We start from the raw sequence: 24,156 nt of genomic DNA on the forward strand, positions 1-24,156 counted from the left end.
CCGTCAGCCCGCCTTCGGGGCGGGCACCTTCGCCGTGAACTGGTCCGCCTGGAGCGCGTACAGCTCCGCGTAGACACCGCCGCTGAGCAGGAGTTCGTCGGGCGTCCCGGACTCCACCAGCCGCCCCTGGTCCAGGACGTGCACCAGGTCCGCGTGACGTACGGACGCCAGCCGGTGGGTGATCAGGACCACCGTCTGGCCCGTGCCGGCCAGCGCGCGGATCTTCTCGAAGACCTCCAGCTCGGCGCGGGCGTCGAGGGCCGCGGTCGGCTCGTCCACGATCAGGATGCGGCCCTTGCGGTAGGCGGCCCGGGCGATACCGAGCCGCTGCCACTGGCCGCCCGACAGCTCGTGCCCGCCGCTGAAGTTCCGGGCCAGCAGCGTGTCCAGGCCGCGCGGCAGATCCGCGACCACGTCCTCGGCGCCGGCCTCGGCGAGCGCGCCCGCCAGCCGTTCCTCGGTGAGCGGCGCGGACGAGCGCCCGACGGCCACGTTGACGCGGGCCGTGAACGGCCAGCGCTTGAAGTTCTGCGCCACCATCGCGATCCGGTCGGCCAGTTGGTGCCGGTCGGCAGTCGCCGCGTCGACGCCGTCCCACAGGATCCGGCCCCGGTCCGGCCGGTACAGCCCGGCCAGCAGCTTGACCAGGGTCGTCTTGCCGGAGCCGTTCTCGCCGACCAGCGCGATGATCCGGCCGAGCGGCAGCCTGAGCGTGACATCGTCGAGGGCGGGGTGGGTGGACTCACCCGGATAACTGAACGTGACGTTCTCGAAGCGGATCTCCCGCGGCTCCTCGGGCAGCGCCGCCCCGCCGACCGGGATCGCCCGCTCGGCCGCCTCCTTGTACAGCTTCTCCAGATCGCCCACGAACAGGGCCTCCTCGTGCAGCTGGTTCACCGCGAGCACCAGCGTGTCGAGGCTCCCGGAACCGGTGCGGATCGCGATGACCGCCGTACCGGCCACCGACAGCGCCATCGCACCTGACAGCAGCAGCCCGCCCAGCGTCGCGTACGTCGCCGCCGTCGCGAGACCCGTCCAGGTCGCCGCGATCAGCCCGGTACGGGCCGCGAGCCGGGCCAGCCGGGCCTGCTCCGCCTCCGCGCTCTCCGACATCGCGTGGAAGTGGCGCAGCAGGAACGGGCCGACGCCGTGGACGCGGATCTCCGGCGCCGCCTCCGGTTCGGTGAGCAGGCCGCTGATGAGATGGCCGGCGCGGGCGTGCTGCACCCAGATGTGGAACGACTCGTAGCGGCGGCGCGCGTTCGTCAGGGCGCCCCACGCGCTCGGCAGGGTCATCGTCACCAGCAGCGGGAGCAGCGCCGGGTGCAGCACGGTCAGCACACCGGCCGCCGCGATCAGCGAGATCACCGCGTTCATCACCCGCGTCGCCAGCGAGATCATGCGGCGGGCCGACGAGGCGCCGTACTGCGCGGTGTCCAGCAGCTTGTGGAAGGCGTGGTCCTCGATCGCGGCCAGCTCCACGGCCGCCGCCCGCTCCAGATACAGCTCGGTGGCGACCCGCTCCACCTTCGGCTCCAGCCGCCCCGTCGCATACGTCGACGCGGCCCGCAGCAGCGCGCCCACCAGCAGCACGGCGGCCATCGTGACCAGCGCGGGCACGGCGCCGTGCAGCCGGTCCGCGATCGCGCCGCCGGTGATCAACCGCCCCAGCACGCTGTTGACCGCGAGCAGACTCACCGCCTGGGTGACACCCCGGCCCGCCTCGGCGGCCAGCACGATCCGCGCGGCCCGACGATCGGCCTGCCGGGCCAGCCGGAAACTCGACCCCAGCATCGCCGGCAACCGCGTCACCATGGCCCGGAAACTCAGCTCCAGGAACGCATCCGTGTGCTGGTTCCACCCCATGTCGTACCGCAAGGGCCCACCGAACAGCAGCTGCTCCGACGCGGACGGCCCCGCCTGCCCCGAGTCACCCTTGCTTCCCACCGTCGACCTCCCCCGATAGCGGACGAACGGCCACTATCGCGGGGGTGGGGCGGTGCGGGGGAGAGCGCGAGGGAAAGGGGGTGCGGACGCGCGGGCGTACGCCGGGAAGAGCGCGCCCCAAAGGGGCGCGGGGCTGTATCGACATGCGGCTCCGCCGCGTGGGCGCGACCAGCCCCCACCGGCCCGCAGATAAAAACAATCCGCTACGCGCTAATCGGCCGAGACCAGGAAGGCGTAGCCCCCGTGACCCGGCAGACAGCCAGATACAACGGTATCGGCGGCGTATACGGCAGCTTCCCGTCAGGCCGATGAATGAGCCCGGGCGCGCGCGGCGCGTCCGGCACCAGCGCCCCGGCGGTGTACCGCGCCGGCGCCGGCCAGTCCAGCGCGTAGTCGGAGTCGGACGGCACGATCCACCACCAGTGCGTCTCGTCGGCGTAGACACAGCCGACGCGCGGCAGGCGGGGCAGGACCAGCGGTCCGAAACGCGCGGGCACCGCCACCGCGTCGCAGCCGAGCGGAGCCGTCATGCCCTCGGGGACGGGCAGTCGCCGGGGCGTGCCCGGTCCGTGCAGCGCGCGCCCCAGACGGACCAGTGTGTCGAGACTGAGTACCTGGCCGGGACCCGAAGCGCCGCTCAGACCCATTCGACCCCCGACCCGAAGTCCCCGAATCCGCTGGAACCGCCCAGCGCGCCCGGATTCACGAGCCCACCGGAATCCCCGGTGTCCACCGTGTCCGCGGAGTCCGGGAGGTCGCCGGCGTCCAGGTGGCCCCGGCCTCTGGAGGATCCTGTTTCCTCCCGGCCCGGCTCCCCGAAGTGTCCGGCGGCCTCCCGGCTCCGGTGCACGGAGCCGGTCCCGCTGCCGGGACCCACCCCGTTTCCGTGCTCCCGGCCCCCGAAGCCGCCGAGATCCAGGCCTCCGAACTCGCCGGCACCCCCATGCCCGCGGGAGGCATCCCCATGCCCCCGTGCCGGATATACGCCCAGATTCTCGAAGGCCCCGAAGTGTGCCGTCGCCTCGTCCTCGTCGCCCGAACCGCCCGACGGCACCGGTTTGGGTCGTGCGCCCCACCCCAGGTCGTTGCGCGGTACGGAGCTGTCGTGGCCGGGGGCCGGGTGGTGGCCGTGGGTCGGGTCCGCCTGCCGGGGCAGGTCGGCCCAGACGAGCAGGCCGGGGCCGTGTTCCTGAGCGCCCCAGGCCCGGCACAGCCCGTCGATGAGAAGCAATCCCCTCCCGTGCTCCTCATCGGGCCGCTGCGGGGACGGATACGACTCGCCAGGAGCGCAGCCCTCGTCACGGACGGCTATCCGCACCAGGTCGTCGCCGTCGTGCAGCTCGCAGACTATGTGGCTGCTCGCGGTGTGCACGATGGCGTTGGTGACCAGCTCGGAGACGACCAGAACCGCCGTGTCGCAGGTGTCCTCGCACACGGACCAGCCGGACAGCCGGGCCCGCGTCAGGCGTCTCGCCTGGGCAGGGGAACCCGGATGGGCGGCCAGCTCGAACCGGAACCGGCGCTCGGCAGCGGCGCCACCTGGGGCGGCTCCCGTGGCGGCACCGAGGCCGAGGCGGCCTGCGGTGGCGTCTGTTCCTAAGGGCGCGGACGGAATCACGCTTGCCACTATCGCCCCGCCGTGAACACTTGGCAAGTGTCACAATGAAAAATGCAGAGTGCCGTATGACGCTCTGCACGGTCGTGGCACACTGCTCGCAACAGAACGTCGCGCGGCGCCAGTTGGAATCTCCGGAGGTCTGTCCCGATCTTCGAATGAGTCTTCGAATGGCGCCGCAGGGCTGTCGGGATTCGACCGCCGGGCTCATTCGCCGTACGGGACTCAACGGGACTCATAGGGGGAGGTGGAGCGTGAGCGAGCCGCGGTCCGCACCGACGGTCGGCCAGGTCGTCCTCGGCCGGCGCCTGCTGGACCTGCGGGAACGTGCCGGGCTCAAGCGCGAGGAGGCCGCCAAGGTCCTGCGCGTCGCGCCCGCCACGGTCCGCCGTATGGAGATGGCCGAGGTCTCCCTCAAGATCCCGTACCTCCAGCTCCTCCTGAAGTCCTACGGCGTCTCCGGCGAGGAGGCCGAGGCCTTCGTCCGGCTGGCCGAGGAGGCCAACAAACCCGGCTGGTGGCAGCGTTTCCACGACATCCTGCCCGGCTGGTTCTCGATGTACGTCAGCCTGGAGGGCGCCGCCGCGCTCATCCGGTCGTACGAGCCGCACTTCGTGCCCGGACTGCTGCAGACCGAGGAGTACGCGCGCGGTGTGCTGCTGTCGGGTGCCATCGGCCAGACCGAGCCCGACGAGATCGAGCGCCATGTCGCGCTGCGCATGCAGCGCCAGGATCTGCTGACGCGTCCCGACGCGCCCCGCTTCTGGGCCGTCATGGACGAGACCGCCCTGCGCCGCCCGGTCGGCGGCCCGGAGGTGATGCGTGCCCAGATCGACAAACTGCTCGACGCCACGAAGCTGCCCAACGTGACCCTGCAGGTCGCCCCGTTCTCCTCGGGGCCGCACCCGGGCACGTACGGGCCCTTCGTGCTGTTCCGATTTGCCATGCCGGAACTGCCGGACATGGTCTACAGCGAGTACCTGACCGGCGCCGTCTATCTGGACGCGCGCGAAGAGGTGGCGACCCACCTCGAGGTCATGGACCGCATGGCGGCGCAGGCCGCTACGGCACATCGCACGAAGGAGATCCTCAAGGATCTCCGCAAGGAGCTGTGAATGGATCGCATCAAGCCGCGTATGAGCGTCTACAACGGTATGCCCGCGCGGGACTTGGGAAGCGAAGGCTGGCACAAGCCGTGGAGCGGCGGCAACGGCGGCAACTGCCTGGAGGCGATGAAGCTCGCCGACGGCCGGATCGCCGTCCGCCAGTCCACCGACCCGGACGGGCCGGCCCTGATCTACACCACCGACGAGATGACGGCCTTCATCGAGGGGGCGAAAGCCGGCGAGGCGGATTTCCTGCTCTCATGACCCGGTCTGTGACCCAGCTGTGCTGAATGCTTTTTCCTTAACGAACCTGCTTTTTCCTTAACGAACCCGCTCATTTTGCTATCAGTCACCATTGGTTCTGACCGAATCCCTTGATTCCGATGGGATGGGATGCGCCCCATCGCTGTCCGCGCCCAGGCTCCCGAGCAGGCGCAGCCCGTCCTCGGCGGGGCTGCCGGGAGCCGCGGACAGCACCAGCAGTTCCATGCCCGACTCGTCCGGCAGCGCGAAGTTCTCCTGGTGCAGTTCCAGCAGTCCCACCAGCGGGTGCCGGTACACCTTGCGCCCATGGGTGCGGGCGCGCACGTCCGCACGGGCCCAGAGGCGGCGGAAACGCTCGCTGCCCATCGCCAACTCACCGATGAGTGAAGCCAGTCGGGGGTCCTCGGGATATTTGCCGGCGGCCAGACGCAGATGCCCGACCACGTCGAGGGTGCACTGCTCCCACTCCGCGTAGAGGCCGCGCTCGGCCTCCTCCAGGAAGATGTGCCGTGCCGTGTTCAGGCCCGGCAGCGGCCGGTCGAAGAGAAGCCCGGCGAGACGGTTCCCGGCGAGCACGTCCAGGCGGTGGTCCATGATCAGCGCGGGTGCGCCGGCGACCAGGTCGAGGACCCGCAGCAGCTCCGGCCGGACCCGTCCGCCCGGCGTCCTCGCGCGCCGTCGGCGCTGCCGGGCGAGCCGGTGGAGATGTCCGCGTTCGGTCTTGTCGAGGCCGAGCACGCGGGCGAGCGCGTCGAGGATCTGCCCGGAGGGCTGGGTCGCGCGGCCCTGCTCCAGGCGTACGTAGTAGTCCACGCTGACCCCGGACAGGTGCGCGACCTCTTCACGGCGCAGCCCCTCGACCCGGCGACGGCTGTCGGTGGGGACACCGACGGACGCCGGGTCGACCCGGGCACGCCGGGTCCGCAGAAAGCCCGCAAGATCATCCATGCCCCCGACGTCCATGCCCCCAAGTATCGCCTCGGCCATGGCACTTGAAGGTGGCCCTGCTGATACCAGGAAGTCCCGTCCGACGGAAGAGGCGCCCCTGTCGCCACGCGACCCCGGCGGCCGAGCATCTGTGGCGACACACCTTGCCGAAGGCCTTGTCGAAGGGAACAGCCATGAAGACGCTCATCGTCCACGCCCACCCCGAGCCGCGTTCGCTGAACGGCGCACTGAAGGACCTCGCCGTGTCCACGCTCGAAGCCGCCGGGCACGAGGTGCGGGTGAGCGACCTGTACGCGATGAACTGGAAGGCCGTGGTGGACGCGGCGGACTTCGGCGAGCACGCCACGAACCCGCTGCGGGTGGTGGCGAGTTCGGCCGGGGCGTACGACGCCGGTGCGCTCACCCCCGACGTGGCGGCCGAGCAGCAGAAACTCCTGTGGGCCGACACCGTCGTCTTCCAGTTCCCCCTGTGGTGGTACACCATGCCGGCGATCCTGAAGGGCTGGGTGGACCGGGTGTTCTCCTTCCACTTCGCCTACGGAGTCGGCGTGCACGACGAGACGCGGTACGGCGAGCGTTTCGGTGAGGGGACACTGCGGGGGCGCCGGGCGATCCTGTCCGTGACCGTCGGGGGCCCGGAGTCCCACTACTCCGATCGCGGGATCAACGGCCCGATCGAGGACCTGCTGTTCCCCATCCACCACGGGATCCTGTACTACCCGGGTGTGGAGGTGCTGCCGCCCTTCGTGCTCTACGGCACCGACAAGATCACCGGCAGCGACTTCGAGGACGCCGCGAAGGCCTGGCAGGAGCGGCTGCTGACGCTGGAGACGACCGAGCCGATTCCGTTCCGGCGCCAGAACTTCGGTGACTACGAGATCCCGTCGCTGCGGTTGAAGGAGGGCCTGGAGGTGCCCGGCCGCAAGGGGTTCGGCCTGCATGTGCGCGGCTAGCCGCAGGCGAGGGGCGCGTCACAGGCCATGGGCGGCTTCGCCGGGCGGGAGCACCTCGCACAGCGCCTCCAGCGCGGCACCGAACGCGGCCTCCGAGGGTGTCGCGTACCCTACGACGAGACCGTCCTGAACTCCCGCCCCCGGAGCCGTGGTTGCCGCGCCCGGATGCCGGAACGCGGCCAGCCCGTCCAGCGCCACGCCCTGCCACGCGGCGGCCTTCAGCGCTGAGCGCTCCGTGCCGGGCGGCAGCCGCAGCACCGCGTGCAGGCCCGCGGCGACCCCGGTGACCTCGATGTGCGGGGCCCGCGCGGCGAGCGCCGCGACCAGGCGGTCACGGCGGCTGCGGTACCGCTGCCGCATCCGCCGCACATGACGGTCGTAGGACCCCGAGGTGATGAAGTCGGCGAGGCTCAGCTGGTCGGGGACGCTCGCCCAGGCCTCGCGTTCGCCCTTGGCCGCGAGCACGCCCTCGACGTACCGCTCCGGCAGGACCAGCCAGCCCAGGCGCAGTGCGGGGGAGAGGCTCTTGCTGACCGAGCCGAGGAGGATCACCCGCTCCGGGTCGAGGCCCTGGACGGCGCCGACGGGCTTGCGGTCGTAGCGGAACTCGCCGTCGTAGTCGTCCTCCAGGACCACACCGCCACGCGCGCGTGCCCAGTCGATCACGGCGGCCCTGCGCTCGGCGCCCAGCGGACCGCCGGTGGGGAACTGGTGCGCGGGCGTGAGCAGTACGGCCCGCTCCTTCGCCAACTCCCCGACGCGCGCGCCGTGTTCGTCGACCGGCAGCGGCACGGTCCGTACACCGGCCGCGCGCAGCAGCTCCCGGTGGAAGCCGAGTCCGTACGCCTCCACGGCCAGCGGTCCGCGCAGCAACCCTCCGCCGCCCTGGCCGAACAGCAGCCGCAGTCCGTGTGCGAAGCCGGAGCAGATCACGATCCGGTCGGGTGCGGTGCGTACGCCACGCGCGCGTGCCAGGTATTCGGTGAGCGCCTCCCGCAGCTCGATCCGGCCGGCCGGGTCGCCGGGCCCGAACACCTCGTCGGGCGCCTGCTGGAGCGCCCGCCGGTACGACGCGAGCCAGGCCGTGCGCGGGAACGCCGACGCGTCGGGCGTGCCCTGCCGCAGGTCGTGCCGGGGCGCACGCGCGCGTGGAGGGGCCGTAACCGGGCCGTTCCCGGCGTGTCGCGTCGGCTGCTCCCGTAGGGGCCGGGTTCGGTCGGCGACCCGGGTGCCCGAGCCCTGGCGCGCGGTCAGCCAGCCCTCCGCGACGAGTTCCGCGTACGCGTCCGCGACCGTGTTGCGGGCGACCCCGAGGTCGGCGGCGAGCGAGCGGTACGGCGGCAGCCGGGTGCCCGGGGCGAGCCGCCCGCCACGTACGGCCTCCCGCAGCGCGTCGATGAGAGCGGCCCGCCGGCCACCACCGCCCGACAGCTCAAGATGCAGATCGGCCCCGATCCGCTCCGCCGAATTGACCCACGATTCTGCCATGGAAATGCACCCTACAGGGGGTCTTTCCGACTCGTAGATTTGTCACATGACGACGAACACGAACACAAACGCCCAGGTCACCACCACGACGCCCCGCCTCGACCTCGCCCGCACCGCCCCCAAGGTCTTCCGCGCCCTCATCGGCTTCGACGCCGCCGCCCGCGAGGGCCTCGACCCGGCCCTCGTCGAGCTGATCCAGATCCGCGCCTCGCACCTCAACCACTGCGCGTACTGCCTCCACATGCACACGAACGACGCCCGCAAGGCCGGCGAGAGCGAGGACCGGCTGCACATGGTCGCCGTCTGGCGCGAGGCCCGGCACTTCTTCACCGAGCGCGAGCAGGCGGCCCTCGCCCTCACGGAATCGGTGACCCTGGTGGCCGACGGCGGTGTCCCGGACGACGTCTACGCGCAGGCCGCAGTCCACTTCGACGAGCAGGAACTGGCCCATGTCCTGTCCCTGATCCTCACGATCAACACCTGGAACCGGGTGGCCCTGGCGACCGCCAAGGTGGCGGGCACGGACCAGCGACGCTGACGCGGTCCGTCACACCGCCATCGGCCGGTCGTACGGCCCGATCGGCGCCGGCAGCTGCGAACTCCCCGTCAGATAGCGGTCGACGGCCGCCGCCACGGCCCGCCCCTCCGCGATCGCCCACACGATCAGCGACTGGCCCCGGGCGGCGTCCCCCGCGACGAACACGCCCCGCGCGCTCGTCGCGAAGTCCGCGTCGCGGGTGATCGTGCCGCGCGGTGCCATCGCCAGCCGCAGCTGATCGATGAGCCCGTCCGCCCGGTCGGGCCCGGAGAACCCGAGGGCGAGCAGCACGAGATCGGCGGGCAGGCTGCGCCCGGAACCGTCCAACGGGCGCCGCTCCGCGTCCACTTCGACCAGGTGCAGCGACCGCACCCGCCCCTCGGCGTCCCCCTCGAAGCGGAGCGTGGACGCCGCGAACAGCCGGGCGTCCGCGTCCGCCGCGGGTGCCGTCTCCAGGTCTCGTGCCTCCTCGTGCGCGGCCGACAGCCGGTAGATCTTCGGATACGTCGGCCAGGGCTCCGCGTCCTCGTCGCGCTCGGCGTCCGGCTGGGCGTAGATGTCCAACTGCGTGACGGACGCGGCCCCTTCACGCACCGCGGTGCCGAGACAGTCGGCCCCCGTGTCACCGCCGCCGACGATGACGACATGCTTCCCGGCGGCGGACATCGGGGACTCGGCCAGGTCCCCCTCGCACACCCGGTTGGCCAGCGGCAGATACTCCATCGCCTGGTGGATGCCGGTCAACTCCCGCCCTGGCACGGTGAGTTCACGCCATGCCGTCGCTCCCGTGGCGATCACCACCGCGTCGTAGCGCGCCCGCAGTTCGGCCGCTCCGACATCCCGCCCGACCATGGTCGACGTACGGAACTTGGTGCCCTCGGCGCGCATCTGCTCCAGCCGTCGTTCCAGATGCCGCTTCTCCATCTTGAACTCGGGGATGCCGTAGCGCATCAGCCCGCCGAGCCGGTCGTCCCGCTCGTACACGGCGACCGTGTGTCCGGCGCGCGTCAACTGCTGTGCCGCGGCGAGGCCGGTGGGCCCGGAGCCGACCACCGCGACGGTCCGCCCGGACAGCCGGTCCGGCGGCCGGGGTGGCGTGAAACCGTCGGTCCACGCGCGGTCGGCGATGGCCACCTCGACGTTCTTGATGGTGACCGCGGGCTGGTTGATGGCGAGCACGCAGCCCGCCTCGCACGGTGCCGGACACAACCGCCCGGTGAATTCGGGGAAGTTGTTGGTGGCGTGCAGCCGGTCGGCCGCCGCCCGCCAGTCCTCCCGGCTGACCAGATCGTTCCACTCGGGGATCAGGTTGCCGAGCGGACAGGCGTCGTGGCAGAACGGGACACCGCAGTCCATGCACCGGTCGGCCTGTCTGCTCACGATCGGCAGCAGCGCGCCCGGGACGTACACCTCGTCCCAGTCCCGTACCCGCTCGTCGACGGGCCTGCGGGGCCACTCCTCGCGCGGAGTGGTCATAAAACCCTTGGGATCGGCCATGGCGGTCTTCCTCGCGTCCGCATGCGACAGGCCGTGCGTCATCGAGCGGCACTCTTTCAGCCACGATAAGGCCCCCCGGCCGAGCGCGCAGAGTGGGCGAGACCGCTTTCTCACGGGGTCTTCCGCGTGCTCCCGTCGCCTTTTCCCGGTGCTCCTCAGCCCGCGCCCAGTTGATCTTGGGGGTTCGCTCAGGTGAGGGCCAGCATGTAGACCAGCGCGGCGGCGGCCGAGGCCGTCGCGCGGACGTGATTCCACATCGTCCACTCGCGTATGTACGACGGCCAGTACGCGGCGGCCTCCGGGGTCCCCGGGTCCAGCTTCAGCAGGGCGTCGTTGCGGGGCACGTTCGCGACGAGGGTCAGCCCGAAGGCCCCGAACAGATACAGCGCGCTGCCCAGCAGCAGCTCCGCGGTCCCCTGGTCCGGCCACAGCACGAACGTCACCACCGCGATCACCGCGCACACCAGCGCCGAACCGGCGAACAGCAGCATGAACGCGGGAGTCATCGCCGCCCTGTTGATCGCGTTCATCGCGGCGACCCCCTGCGCGGGCGGCAGTTCGGCCAGCCCCCGCATGACCAGCACGGAGAAGGCACAGAACACTCCGGCCATCACCCCGGTCGTGAGCACCCCCAGAACCGTCAGCGCGAAATACGGTTCACCGATCATGCCGATACCAACTCCCGCCCGTAGAGCCGAGATCCTGCCCACCACCAACCATCACGACAAGTCGAACCCATCCCCGCCCGCGCGACCATGGCCGAGAATCGCCGGACCATGCGCGAGCGTCCACGACACCGCTCACCGACGCCGACGGACGTCATGACGGGACGTCCCGCCAGTCCCGCAGCACCCGTTCCACCCCCACCGCGATCCGCCGTCGTGCCTCGTGCCTCGGTACCCCGCTCATCAGCAACTGGTCGTACGGCGTGTCCACATGCCGTACGGACGCCACCACCGCCGAGACCACCGCGCCCTCGGACAACGCCTGTCCCGCCGCGCTCCGCCCCACCCGTCCGCTGCCCCGCAGCGAGGCGTGCGCGGCGATCGTCCGGGCCCGCTCCTCGGGGCAACCGGGGAACAGCCGTCGTATCTCCGCCGTGAACGCCTTCGCGAACCGGACGTCCTCCACGGCCCGCCGCCCCGCGTCCCGCACCCGGCGCCGCCGTCGCGCCTCCGCGTCCGCGAGGCACCGCTCCTCCGCCCGGGCGAGCCCCGCCTCCTCGACGAGAACGCCCTGCCGCTCGTACCGGCCCCGACGCCGGTTGAACCGCACCACCACCGCCGACAGTGCGCTCTCCTCCCGCGCCCTGCGCGTCAGCGCCGTGTCGCCGCGCGGCAGGAACACCAGATGTCCGAGGTCCACACAGTCGAGACACCGCGGCACCCCGCCCTCGACGACCAGCAGCGCCAACGGCCCACGCCGACAGCCCGCACAGTGCCGTTTCCTGAGCGGCTGGACGACCACGAGTCCGCCGACGGGCACAAGTCCGTTGCGGATCGGGGGAGTCGAGAGCGATGCCATACGAGAGACATTCCCTGCCACCGACCACCTCTCTCCTGTCCTCGCGCTGTCCTGACCTTGTACGTCCGCCGCACCCGCGCCTCTCGCGGGCCGCCCGCGCGACACCTGCTGACCGAGGCCTGACGCATCATGGGCCCTGTGCGACTGGAAGCGATCACCTGGGACCGGCTCGGCGACCTCCTCGCCGAGCGTCTGCTCGACCTGAAGCCGGCCGACGGCAGCCCCTGGCCGCGCATCGCCTTCGACGGCGCCCCGGCGGCCCGCCCGGGCGACCTCGCCGAACGCGTCGCGGAGGCGCTGCGCGTCCGCGGCCGTCCCTCGCTCGTCGTCGGCACGGAGGGCTTCCTGCGCCCCGCCTCGCTGCGCCTGGAGTACGGGCACCAGGACGCCGACGCCTACTACGACGGCTGGTTCGACACCCGGGCCCTGTGGCGCGAGGTCTTCGGCCCCCTCGAACCGGACGGCGACGGCCGCGTCCTGCCCGACCTGTGGGACCCGGCCACCGACCGCGCCACCCGCACCCCCTACGTCCAACTCCCGCCCGGCGCCCTCCTGTTGCTGCACGGCCCCCTCCTCCTGCGGCACTGGTTCCCCTTCGACCTGACCCTCCACGTCCTCCTCTCGCCGGGCGCCCTGCGCCGCCGCACCCCCGAGACCGAGCACTGGACCCTGCCCGTCTTCGAACGCTACGAGGACGAGACCGACCCGGCCGGCACGGCGGACGTCCTGGTGCGCGCCGACGATCCACGGCACCCGGCGTGGGGCGGGCTGCCCAAGGGTTGAGCGACCTGGCGTCGCGCAAAGGCTTTTATATGCGTGTGCATTTAGTTAGGGTGTCGCCATGCCGATCTTCGACGACTCCGTCCGTGCTCTTCTCGACGGCAAGAACTTCGCCAGTGTCGCCACGCTCCGCCCCGACGGCGCCCCGCAGACCTCGGTGGTCTGGATCAAGCGCGAGGACGACACCGTTCTCTTCTCCTCCCTCCAGGACCGTCAGAAGGTGCGCAACCTCCGCCACGATCCCCGCGTCAGCCTCTCGGTGTTCGACCTCGCCAACCCCTACGCCTCGGTCGAGATCCGCGGCACCGCCGAGATCCTCCCCGACCCGGACAAACGGCTCCCGCGCGAGCTCTCGCACAAGTACCTCGGCATCGACCCGCCCGGTGAACGGGACGACCAGGTGCGGGTGATCGTCCGCGTCGTGCCGCGGAAGATCGTCGGCTTCCAGGTCTGAGCGCCGCCCGAGGGCAGTCCCGGATCTCCCGTCGGCGCACCGGAAGTCCCGACCGCCCGGGTGCGTTCGTCCCGCCGCGCGGCGAGAATGTAGGGCGCCGGGACTAGCGGAACGTTCTGTGCCGCGCCGGCCGTCCGGCACCGGGAGGTACTTCATGACCACCGCCGGAGACATCATGCACCGGGGCGCCCAGTGGATCCCCGCCCATGAAACCCTGGACCGCGCCGCCCAGCTGATGCGTGAACTGGGCGTCGGAGCCCTGCCCATCAGCGACGAGAACGAACGGCTCTGCGGCATCCTCACCGACCGGGACATCGTCGTCGGCTGTGTGGCCATGGGCCACGATCCGGCGAAGATCACCGCGGGCGAGATGGCCCAGGGCACGCCCCGCTGGATCGACGCCGGCGCCGATGTCGGCGAGGTGCTCCAGGAGATGCAGGGACACCAGATCCGCCGGCTTCCCGTCATCGAGAACAAACGCCTCGTCGGCATGATCAGCGAGGCCGACCTCGCCCAGCATCTGACGGAGGACCAGCTCGCCACCTGGGTCGAGAACGTCTACGCCCGAAGTGCCATGCGCTGAGCCCCTGGACGGTTGCGCTCTGGGCCGCCGGGTGGTTCAGAGCCAGCCGTTGCGCCGGAAGCCCCGGTACAGCGCCAGACAGGCCACGGATATCACGCCGAGGATCAGGGGATAGCCGTACCGCCAGTGCAGCTCCGGCATGTTGTCGAAGTTCATGCCGTACACACCGCACACCATCGTCGGTACGGCGATCACCGCGGCCCAGGCCGTGATCTTCCGCATGTCCTCGTTCTGCGCGACCGTCACCTGGGCGAGGTGCGCCTGCAGAATCGAGTTGAGCAGTTCGTCGAAGGACGCGATCTGTTCCTTCGCCCGCAGCAGGTGGTCGGAGACATCGCGGAAGTAAGCCTGTATCTCCGGTCCGACCACCCGCATCGGCCGGGTGGACAACGCCTCGAGCGGGCCGCTGAGGGGGACCACCGCCCGCTTCAACTCCAGCAGTTCTCGCTTGAGTTGGTAGATACGGCCCGGGTCGGCCCGCGCGCCGTTCTCCGCGAACACGTCCGTCTCCACCTGGTCGATGTCCGCCTGCACCGAGTCCGTGACGCTCAGGTAGTCGTCGACCACGTGGTCCGCGATCGCGTGCAGCACCGCGGCCGGCCCCTTGGCGAGCTGCCGGGGGTTCGACTCCAACTCCTCGCGCAGCGGCCCCAGCGAGCCGTGGCGTCCGTGCCGCACGGTGATGACGAACTCGGCGCCGACGAACACCATGATCTCGCCGGTGTCCACGACCTCGCTCGTCGCCGTCAGCTTCTCGTGCTCGACGTAGCAGACCGTCTTGAACACCGCGAACAGCGTCTCGCCGTAGCGCTCCACCTTGGGGCGCTGATGGGCCTCGATCGCGTCCTCGACCGCCAGCGGGTGCAGGTTGAACAGCTCGGCGATGCCCGCGAACTCCTCGTTCGTCGGCTCGTGCAGACCGAGCCAGACGAACCCGTCGTCCTTCTTGCGCACCCGCTCGACGGCGTCCACCAGATCGCCGCCGACCGGGACCCGGACACCGTCCTGATACGTGACGCACTTCACCACCGAGGAGCCCAGGGGCGACCGGGCGTGGTGGCTCAGGTCGACCCGCGGGCGCCGTCGCGCCAGCCGCGCCACCTTGCGGAGGCCGCCGACCCTGCCCAGGCCCGTGACCTTCCGAAGATTCCCTGCCATGGACATCCGGATCTCCTTGCGTGGATCCCCTCGCATCGCATTTCTGCGCCTTGGCGTGCCAGTTTGCCAGGCCGACGTGAGCGGCGGGTAAGCCTGTGGGAACGGAATCCTCCGCTTTGTTCCCGGCTGTGGACGAAGCCGTGCGAGGGCGTTCCGAACCGGAGCGTCGACCCCTCCGGACAAGCGGGGCAACTGGGATGATCGTCGCATGACGCGATCCGACGGGTATCTCCTCGACAACCGGCAGTCCGAGGCGGGGCAGCGCTTCGACGCCTTCGCCACGCTCTTCGACCCCACGACGTTCCGGCACATGGAGGGGTTCGGCGTCGGACCCGGCTGGCGGGTCTGGGAGGTCGGCGTGGGCGGCACCTCGGTGGTGTCCTGGCTGGCCAAGAAGGTCGGACCGACCGGGAAGGTCATCGCGACCGACATCGACACCTCCCAGGTCGCCTCGGTGGCCCGCCCGCCGATCGAGGTGCGCGTCCACGACGTCGGCGCCGAGGAACCGCCGGGGGAGGGCTTCGACCTCGTGCACGCGCGGCTCGTCCTGGTCCATGTCCCGGACCGGGAACGGGCGTTGCGCTCGATGATCAAGTCCCTGCGCCCCGGCGGCCGCCTCCTGATCGAGGACGCCGACCCCGCCCTGCAACCCCTGCTCTGCCCCGACGAGCACGGCCCCGAGCAGCAACTGGCGAACCGTCTCCGCAACGGCTTCCGCGCACTCCTCGCCGACCGCGGCGCCGACCTCTCCTACGGCCGCAGACTCCCGCGCCTGCTCCGCGAGGCCGGTCTGCGCCGGGTGGAGGCCGACGCGTACTTCCCGGTCACCTCACCGGCCTGCGCCGCCCTGGAATCCGCCACGGTCCGCCAGATCCGCGACCAGCTCGTCACCGCGGGCCTCGCCACGGACGAGGACATCGACCGCCATCTGGCCAACGTCGCCTCCGGCACGATGGACCTGGCGACGGCACCGATGATCTCGGCGTGGGGGCGGAAGGCGTAGGCGGTGGGCGAGAGTTGACGCCGGGTGGGTGCGGCACGCGGGGTCGCTCCGTCACTGCCGCCCGGGCGGTCGCCCTCCCACCCGTTCCACCGCTCGTGCTCCCGCTCGGCACCCTTCCCGCGCCGCCTCCTCCGGATCGGCGCCCGTCAGCAGCGTCGCGAGGAACGCCCCCGTGAAGGCGTCGCCCGCGCCCGTGGTGTCCCGGGGCGTGGCGGGCTCGGCCGGCACGCGCGCGTGGACCGTGCCGGAGTGGGCCACCAAGGCTCCCTCGGCGCCCTGCTTGGTGACCACCAGGGGGACATGACGGCTCAACTTGGCCGCCGCGTCCGCCGGATCGGGCAACCCGGTGAGCAGACACGCCTCGTCCCGGCTCGGCAGCAGCACGTCCACCCCCTCGACGAGCGCCAGGAAACGGTCCACACCCAGCTCCGCCAGGAACCCCGCCGACGCCGGATCCAGACTCACCGGCACCCCACGCGCGCGTGCCGCCTCCACCGCCGCGGCCACGAACGCCCGGCTGGGCTCGGAGAACAGCAGATAGCCCGACAGATGCAGCCGTACGACGCCGTCGAGCAGCGAGTCCGACCAGTCCTCGGGGCCGAGCCGTAGCGCCGCGCCACTGTCGGTGAGGAACGTCCGCTCGGCCGACGCCCCCGTGTCGACCAGGCAGATCACCGTCCCGGTCGCCGCCTCCGGATCGACGACGAGACGGGGCCGTACGCCGGAGGCGACCAGCTCCCGCTCGTGCCACGCCGCCGCGTCCGCGCCCACGCGGCCGAGCAGCCGTACGTCCGCACAGCCCCAATGGGCCGCCCAGCACGCCACGTTGGCGCCCGCGCCGCCCGGCACGGTCCGGATCACGGCGGCCGTGTCGGTGCCCGGGGCGAGCGGGTCCCGATGCCGGGCCACGATGTCCGTGATCACGTCCCCGACGACCAGGAGCGCGCCGGCCGGCCCGGTCGTCACGCCTCCTCGGCCCAGGCCGCCGCGATCCGCCCCGCCAGCCGTACGTTGCCGCGCACGGCCGCCAGGTTGGCGCTCAGCGAGGCACCGTCGGTGTGCTCCACCAGGTAGCCGAGCAGGAACGGGGTGACCGCCTGCCCGGTGACCCCCTCCGCCTCGCACGCGTGCAGCGCGTCGGCGAGCACGCGCGCGTGCAGCTCGGGATCCAACTGCTCGTCCTCGGGCACGGGGTTGGCGATGATGAGCGTCGACTCCGGGGCGTCGAGCGCGTCCTGCGCCCGCATCACGGCCGCCACCTGCTCGGGGGTCTCCAGCGTCCAGTCCACGGGGTATCCGGAGTCGGAGAGGTAGAAGCCGGGGAAGCGGTCCGTGCCGTATCCGGCGACCGCCACACCCAGCGTCTCCAGGCGCTGCAAGGTCGCCGGCACGTCCAGGATCGACTTCACGCCCGCGCACACCACCGTGATCCGGGTGGACGCCAGCAGCCCCAGGTCGGCGGACTCGTCCTGCGTCACCGTCCACTCCCGGTGCACCCCGCCCAGCCCTCCGGTCGCGAACACCCGGACGCCCGCCCGCGCGGCCAGGAGCGCCGTCGCGGACACCGTGGTCGCCCCGCTGGCCCCCGCCGCCACCGCGAGCGGCAGGTCTCGGTGGCCCAGCTTGCGGATCCCGTCCTCGTTGGCGACCCGCTCCAACTGGTCCTTGTCCAGGCCGACATGGGGCCGCCCGTCGAGCACGGCGATCGTCGCGGGGACGGCTCCCTCCTGGCGTACCGCCGCCTCCAGCTCCAGCGCCACCTGCAGATTGCGCGGGCGCGGCAGCCCGTGCGCGATGATCGTCGACTCCAGGGCCACCACGGGTCGACGCGCGTCGATCGCCTCGCGTACTTCCTCGGACACCACCAGCACCACGCGCCTCCTGTCGTTCGGTCTTCCCTCATCCCTGGCGGGCTCGGTGCCCGGTCAAACCCTCGCGGGCTGTGGGAGACATCATCGGCGCCCGACATGGAAAACGGGGGCCACGCGTGCGTGGCTCCCGTTTTCCCTCCCGGGTCTCAGACGGGGCTGATGCCCGCCAGCGTCCCGTGCGGATCGAGCACGTACTTGCGGCCGGCGCCCTGGTCGAACTCGGCGTAGCCGCGCGGTGCGTCCTCCAGCGCGATCGGGGTCGCGTTGACCGCCTTCGCGATATGCACGCGCCCGTGCAGGATCGCCATCATCAGACTCCGGTGGTACGTCATCACCGGGCACTGACCGGTCGTGAACCGGTGGCTCTTGGCCCACCCGAGGCCGAGCCGCACCTTCAGGGTGCCGCTCTTCGCGTCCTCGTCGATCCCGCCGGGGTCGGCGGTGACGTACAGCCCGGGGATGCCCAGGGCACCGCCCGCGCGCGTGACGCCCATCAGCGAGTTGAGGACGGTCGCCGGCGCCTCCGGGGCGTTCGGGCCGTGCGCCCGTGCCTCGAAGCCGACCGCGTCGACCGCCGCGTCCACTTCGGGCTCGCCGACGATCTCCGCGATCTGCTCACCGATGTCGCCGCGCGAGACGTCGACGGTCTCGCAGCCGAAACTCCTTGCCTGGCCCAGGCGTTCGGGGTTCAGGTCGCCGACGATGACCACCGCGGCGCCCAGGAGCTGCGCCGACGCCGCCGCCGCGAGACCGACCGGCCCCGCTCCGGCGACATACACCGTGGACCCGACCCCGGCGCCCGCGGTGACCGCGCCGTGGAAACCGGTCGGGAAGATGTCGGAGAGCATGGTCAGATCGAGCAGCTTCTCGCGTGCCTCGTCCCGGTCGGGGAACCTCAGCAGGTTGAAGTCCGCGTACGGGACCATGGCGTACTCGGCCTGACCGCCGACCCAGCCGCCCATGTCGACATAGCCGTAGGCCGCTCCCGGCCGGGCCGGGTTGACGTTCAGGCAGATGCCGGTCTTGCGTTCCTTGCAGTTGCGGCACCGCCCGCAGGCGATGTTGAACGGTACGGAGACGATGTCGCCCACGTCGATGAACTCGACGTCCGGACCCCGTTCGACGACCTCTCCGGTGATCTCGTGTCCGAGGACCAGTCCCTCGGGCGCGGTCGTCCGACCGCGCACCATGTGCTGGTCGCTGCCGCAGATGTTGCTGGCGAGCACCTTCAGGATCACCCCGTGCCGGACCTTGCGGCCGACGTTGGCCTGGGCGACTCCCGGCCCGTCCTGCAGTTCGAGCGTCGGGTAGTCGATGGTCCTGACTTCCACCGCTCCCGGCTTGAGATACGCGACTGCCCTGTTTCCGCTTCCACTCATGCGTGATCGCCGTCCCTTCGGCTCCGATCCCCCGGATGCCAGTGGCTGTGCGCGCGCATGGCGGAGTCTGCTACCGGCTCGGCCTCCCGGCCACCCTTCGCGGGGCATCGGAAACCGGGCTTTTCCGGGAGCGGGCGAGCAGCGCCGTCACGACCGCCGTCCGGCCCAGCCCCCCTGCCCGAGCGCTCAGAACAACGGCTCGGGCAGAACACCCTCCAGTGCCAGCAGTTTTCTCTTCGTCTCCAGGCCGCCGCCGAACCCGCCGATGCCGCCGTCGCTCTCGACGACCCGATGGCACGGCACGACGACCGGCAGCGGGTTGGAACCCATCGCCACCCCCACCGCCTGGGCCGCGCGCGGCTGGCCGACCCGCCCGGCCAGGTCGCCGTAGCCGACGACCGAGCCGTACGGGACGCCGGACGCCAGCTCGCGCAGTACCTGGCGGTTGAAGCCCGAGATCAGTGACCAGTCGAGCGGCAGGTCGAAGTCGCGCCGCGCTCCGGCGAAGTAGGCCTCGAACTGGCGTATCGCCTCGGCCAGCAAGGGGGAGTCGGGTGCCTCGACCGGCTCGGTGCCCAGCCGGGACGCCAGCCGGTCGAGTGTCTTCTCGCGCACCGCGTCCGTGGCGTGGAACACGACGTTGACCAGGCCGTCCTGTGTCGCGGCCAGCAGCAGCGGACCGATGTCGGTGCCGACGACGGTCCACACGACCCGCTGCTCGTTCTGCCCAAGGCTGTCCATGCGCCCACCGTACGACCCGGCACTGACAACGCCCCGCGAGCGGTCTCAGAACCCGCTCAGCGCGGACCGCACCACGTCCGGTCTGTTGGTGATGAGGCCGTCCACGCCGTACCCCGCGACCTTCCACGCCGTGGGCGCGTCGTCGACGGTCCAGGCGTACACCTCCATCGGAGTGCCGTGCGGACCGGTGAACCCGTGCACGGCGGAGACGTAGCTCGTGGAGATGGAGCCGTACGACGGGTTGATCAGGTCGGTGAAGCCGGCGTACTCGTGCAGGGCGGAAACGGAGGGTGTGCCGAGGAAGCCGGTCCTGATGCCCGGGGCGAGGTCGTGCACGATCCGGATGCTGGCCGCGCTGAAGCTCTGCACGATCAGCCGGCTGCCGAGGTGGGACTGGTCGAGCCATCCCTCGTTGCCCAGGACCTTGAGGGTCTGCTGCTCGATGCCGGGGTACAGCTCCGGGTTCTTGATCTCCAGGAGCAGGCTCTGGTGGTTGTGCTCCACCTCGCGCATGTACTGCGTGAGCGTGGGCACGCGCGTGCCGGTGTACGCGGGGCCGAACCAGCTGCCCGCGTCGAGGCGGGCGATCTCGGCGGCGGTGAAGTCCTGCACCTTCCAGGGGGCCCGGTCGGGGAACACCTTCGCGACGTCGGTGGTGCGCTTCAGGCTGTCGTCGTGGATGACGACGAGTTCGCCGTCCTTGGTGCGCTGGACGTCGTTCTCCACCCACTGGAAACCGAGCCGGGCCGCCTTGTCGATGGAGGCCAGGGTGTTCTCGGGGGCGTAGGCGGACGCGCCGCGATGGGCGACCACGACGGGCCACTGGGCGGCGTCACCGGCACTGGCCCGGGGAGAGGGGAGCAGGAGGGCGGCGGCCCCCAGGAGCGCGGTGGTCGAGGCGGCAACTGCGCGCAGGTGCATACGTACTCCTCGCGTCGAGCGATCACATACAGCTCAAGAGTGACGGCGGAACGTCACTACCCGTCGGGTACAGGATGGACACAGAATGAATGGAGTTGCCCAAGTCCGCTCACCGGTGCCGCACAAGTGGGGCAGGGCCGTGTTTCTTTGCCGGAAAATCGTTCGACCATTCCGGTGGGGGCCATACTCTCTGCGTCGACCCTGACCGTTCCTGCGGTCCTGGGGCCGGGCGGGTTTCAGGAATTTGCGGGACGGAACAGGGCGGAAGGGTTACTGCGCATGCGGGGCACGGTCGACGGTTTCAGCTACGGACTCGTCACACCCCTGGTGGCCTATCTCATGGCCTGCCTCGGCGGTGCGCTCGGCCTGCGCTGCACCACCAGATCGATGCTCGTGACCCAGTCCTGGAGGCCCGGCTGGCTCGCCCTGGGATCGGCGGCGATCGGTTCCGGCATATGGACGATGCACTTCATCGCGATGATGGGTTTCTCGGTCCGCCAGACACCTGTCCACTACGACAAACCGATGACCTTCGCGAGCCTCGCCGTCGCCATCGTCATGGTGGGCGTCGGGATCTTCATCGTCGGCTACCGGGGAGCCAGAGGGACGGCCCTGTTCACCGGCGGCACCCTCACCGGCCTGGGCATCGCCTCGATGCACTACCTGGGCATGGCCGGCATGCGCCTCAACGGAAAGCTCGAATACAACACCTTCACCGTCGCCGCCTCCGTCGTCATAGCGGTCGTCGCCGCGATCAGCGCCCTGTGGGCGGCCGGACAGGTCCGCGGGTTCCTGTGGAGCGTGGGCGCGAGTCTCGTCATGGGACTCGCCGTCACCGGCATGCACTACACCGGCATGGCCGCCCTCACCGTCCACGTCCACGGCACGACCGCGACCACCGACGGAGTCTCCGCCGCGTCACTGCTCGCGCCCATGATGATCGGCCCCCTCGCCTTCCTCCTCCTGGCCGGTGTCGTCGTGATGTTCGACCCGCTGATGGTCATGGGCAAGCCCGCCCGGCTCCCCGTCGAGCACAAGCCCGGCGTCCCGGCCGGCGCCGTCGTCCCGCACCCCCGGCGCACCCCGGTCCGCGCCGACCGCGACCTCGGGCACCGCCGCTCCCGCACCCCGCAGAACCGCTGATCCGACCCCGTTGTCAGTGGCGGGTCGTACGGTTGGTTCCATGCGGCCCGTTTCCCACATCGAACGCACGGTGGCGCCTTTCGAGGTCGTCAGTTCCTACCAGCCCAGCGGCGACCAGCCGGCGGCCATCGCCGAGCTGGCCCGGCGCGTCGAGGCAGGTGAGAAGGACGTCGTCCTGCTCGGCGCGACCGGCACCGGCAAGTCGGCCACCACCGCGTGGATGATCGAGAAGCTCCAGCGCCCCACCCTCGTGATGGCGCCGAACAAGACCCTGGCCGCCCAGCTGGCCAACGAGTTCCGCGAGCTCCTGCCGAACAACGCGGTCGAGTACTTCGTCTCGTACTACGACTACTACCAGCCCGAGGCCTACGTCCCGCAGTCGGACACCTACATCGAGAAGGACTCCTCGGTCAACGAGGAGGTCGAGCGCCTGCGCCACTCCGCGACCAACTCGCTGCTGACCCGCCGCGACGTCATCGTGGTCGCCTCGGTCTCCTGCATCTACGGCCTCGGTACTCCGCAGGAGTACGTCGACCGCATGGTCCCCCTCAAGGTCGGCGACGAGATCGACCGCGACCAGCTGCTGCGCCGCTTCGTCGACATCCAGTACACGCGCAACGACCTGGCCTTCACCCGGGGCACCTTCCGCGTCCGCGGCGACACCATCGAGATCTTCCCGGTCTACGAGGAACTGGCCGTCCGCATCGAGATGTTCGGCGACGAGATCGAGGCCCTCTCCACCCTCCACCCGCTGACCGGCGAGATCATCAGCGAGGACGAACACCTCTACGTCTTCCCGGCCTCCCACTACATCGCGGGCCCCGAGCGCATGGAGCGGGCCGTCAACGACATCGAGAAGGAACTCGCCGAGCGGCTGGCCGAGATGGAGAAGCAGGGCAAGCTCCTGGAGGCCCAGCGCCTGCGGATGCGGACCACGTACGACCTGGAGATGCTCCGCCAGATCGGCTCCTGCTCCGGCGTCGAGAACTACTCGATGCACTTCGACGGCCGCGAGCCCGGCTCCGCGCCGAACACCCTGATCGACTACTTCCCCGAGGACTTCCTGCTCGTCATCGACGAGTCGCACAACACGGTCCCGCAGATCGGCGCGATGTACGAGGGCGACGCCTCCCGCAAGCGCACCCTCGTCGACCACGGCTTCCGGCTGCCCTCCGCCCTGGACAACCGCCCCCTGAAGTGGGAGGAGTTCCAGAAGCGCATCGGCCAGACGGTCTACCTGTCGGCGACCCCCGGCAAGTACGAACTGTCGCGCGCGGACGGCGCCGTGGAGCAGATCATCCGCCCCACCGGCCTCATCGACCCCGAGGTCGTCGTCAAGCCCACCGAGGGCCAGATCGACGACCTGGTGCACGAGATCCGCAAGCGCACCGAGAAGGACGAGCGCGTCCTGGTCACCACGCTCACCAAGAAGATGGCCGAGGATCTCACCGACTACTTCCTCGAACTCGGCATCCAGGTCCGTTACCTGCACAGCGACGTCGACACCCTGCGCCGCATCGAGCTGCTGCGCGAGCTGCGCTCCGGCGAGTTCGACGTCCTGGTCGGCATCAACCTCCTCCGTGAGGGCCTCGACCTGCCCGAGGTGTCCCTGGTGGCCATCCTGGACGCCGACAAGGAGGGCTTCCTGCGCTCCGGCACCTCCCTGATCCAGACCATCGGCCGCGCGGCACGCAACGTCTCCGGTCAGGTCCACATGTACGCCGACCGGATCACTCCGGCGATGGAGAAGGCCATCGAGGAGACCAACCGCCGCCGGGAGAAGCAGGTCGCGTACAACACGGAGCGCGGCATCGACCCCCAGCCGCTCCGCAAGAAGATCAACGACATCGTCGCCCAGATCGCCCGCGAGGACGTCGACACGGAGGAGTTGCTCGGCTCGGGCTACCGCAAGAACAAGGACGGCAAGGGAGCCAAGGCCCCCGTGCCCGCGCTCGGCGGCAAGGCCGCGAAGGGCGGCAAAACCGCCAAGGGGAAGGCGAAGGACGGGGCGCCCACCGACCGTCCCGCGGCCGAACTCGCCGAGCAGATCGAGGAGATGACCCAGCGCATGCGGGCCGCCGCCGCCGACCTGCAGTTCGAGGTCGCGGCCCGGCTGCGCGACGAGGTGCACGAGATGAAGAAGGAGCTGCGTCAGATGAGGGAGGCGGGCATCGCCTGACCTCCTCGGGGGAGTGCCGGACCTCGGGATATGCGCTCTGTGTTGCAAGACCGACACAAAGTCC

At 70.9% G+C, this 24,156-nt stretch carries 23 protein-coding genes and 1 pseudogene; 10 read left to right on the forward strand and 14 right to left on the reverse strand.

The window, feature by feature from the left end; all coding sequences use genetic code 11:
* Positions 1 to 3: 3 nt before the first annotated feature.
* The 3 genes and pseudogenes from JHN45_RS26445 to JHN45_RS26450 all read right to left on the reverse strand — a co-directional run.
* A complete protein-coding gene (locus JHN45_RS26445) occupies positions 4 to 1,947 on the reverse strand; it encodes an ABC transporter ATP-binding protein (protein ID WP_200715787.1) in 1,944 nt (647 codons plus the stop codon).
* A gap of 203 nt (positions 1,948 to 2,150) precedes the next feature.
* Positions 2,151 to 2,594 (reverse strand): hypothetical protein, encoded by a 444-nt coding sequence (locus tag JHN45_RS53215; protein WP_234467950.1) that lies wholly within the window; start codon positions 2,592 to 2,594, stop codon positions 2,151 to 2,153.
* A 371-nt stretch (positions 2,595 to 2,965) separates the two neighbouring features.
* Positions 2,966 to 3,451: pseudogene (locus tag JHN45_RS26450) on the reverse strand (ATP-binding protein); the annotation flags it as partial.
* A gap of 365 nt (positions 3,452 to 3,816) precedes the next feature.
* On the opposite strand from JHN45_RS26450, the gene JHN45_RS26455 reads away from it, so the two are divergent.
* On the forward strand, positions 3,817 to 4,677 hold the full coding sequence (locus tag JHN45_RS26455) for a helix-turn-helix transcriptional regulator (protein WP_200710475.1): 861 nt from the start codon (positions 3,817 to 3,819) through the stop codon (positions 4,675 to 4,677).
* A complete protein-coding gene (locus JHN45_RS26460) occupies positions 4,678 to 4,932 on the forward strand; it encodes a DUF397 domain-containing protein (RefSeq protein WP_019060458.1) in 255 nt (84 codons plus the stop codon).
* Positions 4,933 to 5,013: 81 nt separating this feature from the next.
* On the opposite strand, the gene JHN45_RS26465 is transcribed toward JHN45_RS26460, so the two are convergent.
* Positions 5,014 to 5,880 (reverse strand): helix-turn-helix transcriptional regulator, encoded by an 867-nt coding sequence (locus JHN45_RS26465; RefSeq protein WP_201050910.1) that lies wholly within the window; start codon positions 5,878 to 5,880, stop codon positions 5,014 to 5,016.
* Positions 5,881 to 6,053: 173 nt separating this feature from the next.
* On the opposite strand from JHN45_RS26465, the gene JHN45_RS26470 reads away from it, so the two are divergent.
* Positions 6,054 to 6,833, forward strand: coding sequence for an NAD(P)H-dependent oxidoreductase (locus tag JHN45_RS26470; RefSeq protein ID WP_200710477.1), 780 nt, complete (start codon positions 6,054 to 6,056; stop codon positions 6,831 to 6,833).
* 18 nt (positions 6,834 to 6,851) lie between these two features.
* Here the strand turns inward: JHN45_RS26470 and JHN45_RS26475 are convergent, their stop codons facing one another.
* The gene (locus JHN45_RS26475; RefSeq protein ID WP_201050911.1) at positions 6,852 to 8,321 is read right to left on the reverse strand and encodes a PLP-dependent aminotransferase family protein; all 1,470 of its coding nucleotides are present in this window, start codon (positions 8,319 to 8,321) and stop codon (positions 6,852 to 6,854) included.
* 46 nt (positions 8,322 to 8,367) lie between these two features.
* Here JHN45_RS26475 and JHN45_RS26480 point away from each other — a divergent pair, with 46 nt between their 5' ends.
* The gene (locus JHN45_RS26480) at positions 8,368 to 8,859 is read left to right on the forward strand and encodes a carboxymuconolactone decarboxylase family protein (RefSeq protein ID WP_200710479.1); all 492 of its coding nucleotides are present in this window, start codon (positions 8,368 to 8,370) and stop codon (positions 8,857 to 8,859) included.
* Between the two features lie 9 nt (positions 8,860 to 8,868).
* Here JHN45_RS26480 and JHN45_RS26485 read toward each other — a convergent pair whose 3' ends face one another.
* The 3 genes from JHN45_RS26485 to JHN45_RS26495 form a co-directional block, all read right to left on the reverse strand.
* Positions 8,869 to 10,356 (reverse strand): glutamate synthase subunit beta, encoded by a 1,488-nt coding sequence (locus JHN45_RS26485; RefSeq protein ID WP_201050912.1) that lies wholly within the window; start codon positions 10,354 to 10,356, stop codon positions 8,869 to 8,871.
* Positions 10,357 to 10,544: 188 nt separating this feature from the next.
* Positions 10,545 to 11,024: a DUF1772 domain-containing protein gene (locus JHN45_RS26490; RefSeq protein ID WP_200710481.1), complete on the reverse strand. Its 480-nt coding sequence runs from the start codon at positions 11,022 to 11,024 to the stop codon at positions 10,545 to 10,547.
* A 151-nt stretch (positions 11,025 to 11,175) separates the two neighbouring features.
* On the reverse strand, positions 11,176 to 11,880 hold the full coding sequence (locus JHN45_RS26495; protein WP_200710482.1) for a DUF2293 domain-containing protein: 705 nt from the start codon (positions 11,878 to 11,880) through the stop codon (positions 11,176 to 11,178).
* A 129-nt stretch (positions 11,881 to 12,009) separates the two neighbouring features.
* On the opposite strand from JHN45_RS26495, the gene JHN45_RS26500 reads away from it, so the two are divergent.
* The 3 genes from JHN45_RS26500 (at position 12,010) to JHN45_RS26510 (ending at position 13,697) form a co-directional block, all read left to right on the forward strand.
* The gene (locus JHN45_RS26500; protein ID WP_201050913.1) at positions 12,010 to 12,663 is read left to right on the forward strand and encodes a uridine kinase; all 654 of its coding nucleotides are present in this window, start codon (positions 12,010 to 12,012) and stop codon (positions 12,661 to 12,663) included.
* A gap of 58 nt (positions 12,664 to 12,721) precedes the next feature.
* The gene (locus JHN45_RS26505; protein ID WP_201050914.1) at positions 12,722 to 13,114 is read left to right on the forward strand and encodes a PPOX class F420-dependent oxidoreductase; all 393 of its coding nucleotides are present in this window, start codon (positions 12,722 to 12,724) and stop codon (positions 13,112 to 13,114) included.
* A gap of 154 nt (positions 13,115 to 13,268) precedes the next feature.
* Positions 13,269 to 13,697: a CBS domain-containing protein gene (locus JHN45_RS26510; RefSeq protein ID WP_200710485.1), complete on the forward strand. Its 429-nt coding sequence runs from the start codon at positions 13,269 to 13,271 to the stop codon at positions 13,695 to 13,697.
* Between the two features lie 36 nt (positions 13,698 to 13,733).
* Here the strand turns inward: JHN45_RS26510 and corA are convergent, their stop codons facing one another.
* A complete protein-coding gene (corA, locus tag JHN45_RS26515) occupies positions 13,734 to 14,861 on the reverse strand; it encodes a magnesium/cobalt transporter CorA (RefSeq protein WP_201050915.1) in 1,128 nt (375 codons plus the stop codon).
* 202 nt (positions 14,862 to 15,063) lie between these two features.
* Here corA and JHN45_RS26520 point away from each other — a divergent pair, with 202 nt between their 5' ends.
* Positions 15,064 to 15,858 carry a methyltransferase domain-containing protein gene (locus JHN45_RS26520; RefSeq protein ID WP_200710487.1) on the forward strand — a complete coding sequence of 265 codons (795 nt, stop codon included), beginning with the start codon at positions 15,064 to 15,066 and terminating at the stop codon, positions 15,856 to 15,858.
* A gap of 51 nt (positions 15,859 to 15,909) precedes the next feature.
* Here JHN45_RS26520 and JHN45_RS26525 read toward each other — a convergent pair whose 3' ends face one another.
* The 5 genes from JHN45_RS26525 to JHN45_RS26545 all read right to left on the reverse strand — a co-directional run bounded on the left by JHN45_RS26525 (position 15,910) and on the right by JHN45_RS26545 (position 20,770).
* Positions 15,910 to 16,824: a carbohydrate kinase family protein gene (locus JHN45_RS26525; RefSeq protein WP_201050916.1), complete on the reverse strand. Its 915-nt coding sequence runs from the start codon at positions 16,822 to 16,824 to the stop codon at positions 15,910 to 15,912.
* The gene (locus JHN45_RS26530; RefSeq protein ID WP_201050917.1) at positions 16,821 to 17,732 is read right to left on the reverse strand and encodes a pseudouridine-5'-phosphate glycosidase; all 912 of its coding nucleotides are present in this window, start codon (positions 17,730 to 17,732) and stop codon (positions 16,821 to 16,823) included. Before JHN45_RS26530 ends, JHN45_RS26525 begins: the two co-directional genes overlap by 4 nt.
* Before the next feature lie 143 nt (positions 17,733 to 17,875).
* Positions 17,876 to 19,108 carry a formaldehyde dehydrogenase, glutathione-independent gene (gene fdhA / locus JHN45_RS26535; protein ID WP_200710489.1) on the reverse strand — a complete coding sequence of 411 codons (1,233 nt, stop codon included), beginning with the start codon at positions 19,106 to 19,108 and terminating at the stop codon, positions 17,876 to 17,878.
* Positions 19,109 to 19,294: 186 nt separating this feature from the next.
* Positions 19,295 to 19,849, reverse strand: coding sequence for a methylated-DNA--[protein]-cysteine S-methyltransferase (locus tag JHN45_RS26540; protein ID WP_200710490.1), 555 nt, complete (start codon positions 19,847 to 19,849; stop codon positions 19,295 to 19,297).
* A gap of 45 nt (positions 19,850 to 19,894) precedes the next feature.
* The gene (locus JHN45_RS26545) at positions 19,895 to 20,770 is read right to left on the reverse strand and encodes a glycerophosphodiester phosphodiesterase family protein (protein WP_201050918.1); all 876 of its coding nucleotides are present in this window, start codon (positions 20,768 to 20,770) and stop codon (positions 19,895 to 19,897) included.
* A gap of 279 nt (positions 20,771 to 21,049) precedes the next feature.
* Between JHN45_RS26545 and JHN45_RS26550 the strand changes: the two genes are divergently transcribed.
* Together JHN45_RS26550 and uvrB are read left to right on the forward strand one after the other, a co-directional pair.
* Positions 21,050 to 21,913: an MHYT domain-containing protein gene (locus tag JHN45_RS26550; RefSeq protein ID WP_201050919.1), complete on the forward strand. Its 864-nt coding sequence runs from the start codon at positions 21,050 to 21,052 to the stop codon at positions 21,911 to 21,913.
* Between the two features lie 40 nt (positions 21,914 to 21,953).
* Positions 21,954 to 24,092, forward strand: coding sequence for an excinuclease ABC subunit UvrB (gene uvrB / locus JHN45_RS26555; protein WP_201050920.1), 2,139 nt, complete (start codon positions 21,954 to 21,956; stop codon positions 24,090 to 24,092).
* The last annotated feature ends 64 nt before the right edge of the window (positions 24,093 to 24,156 follow it).

The sequence above is a fragment of the Streptomyces sp. MBT53 genome (genome assembly GCF_016654115.1).
Taxonomy (GTDB): Bacteria; Actinomycetota; Actinomycetes; order Streptomycetales; family Streptomycetaceae; genus Streptomyces.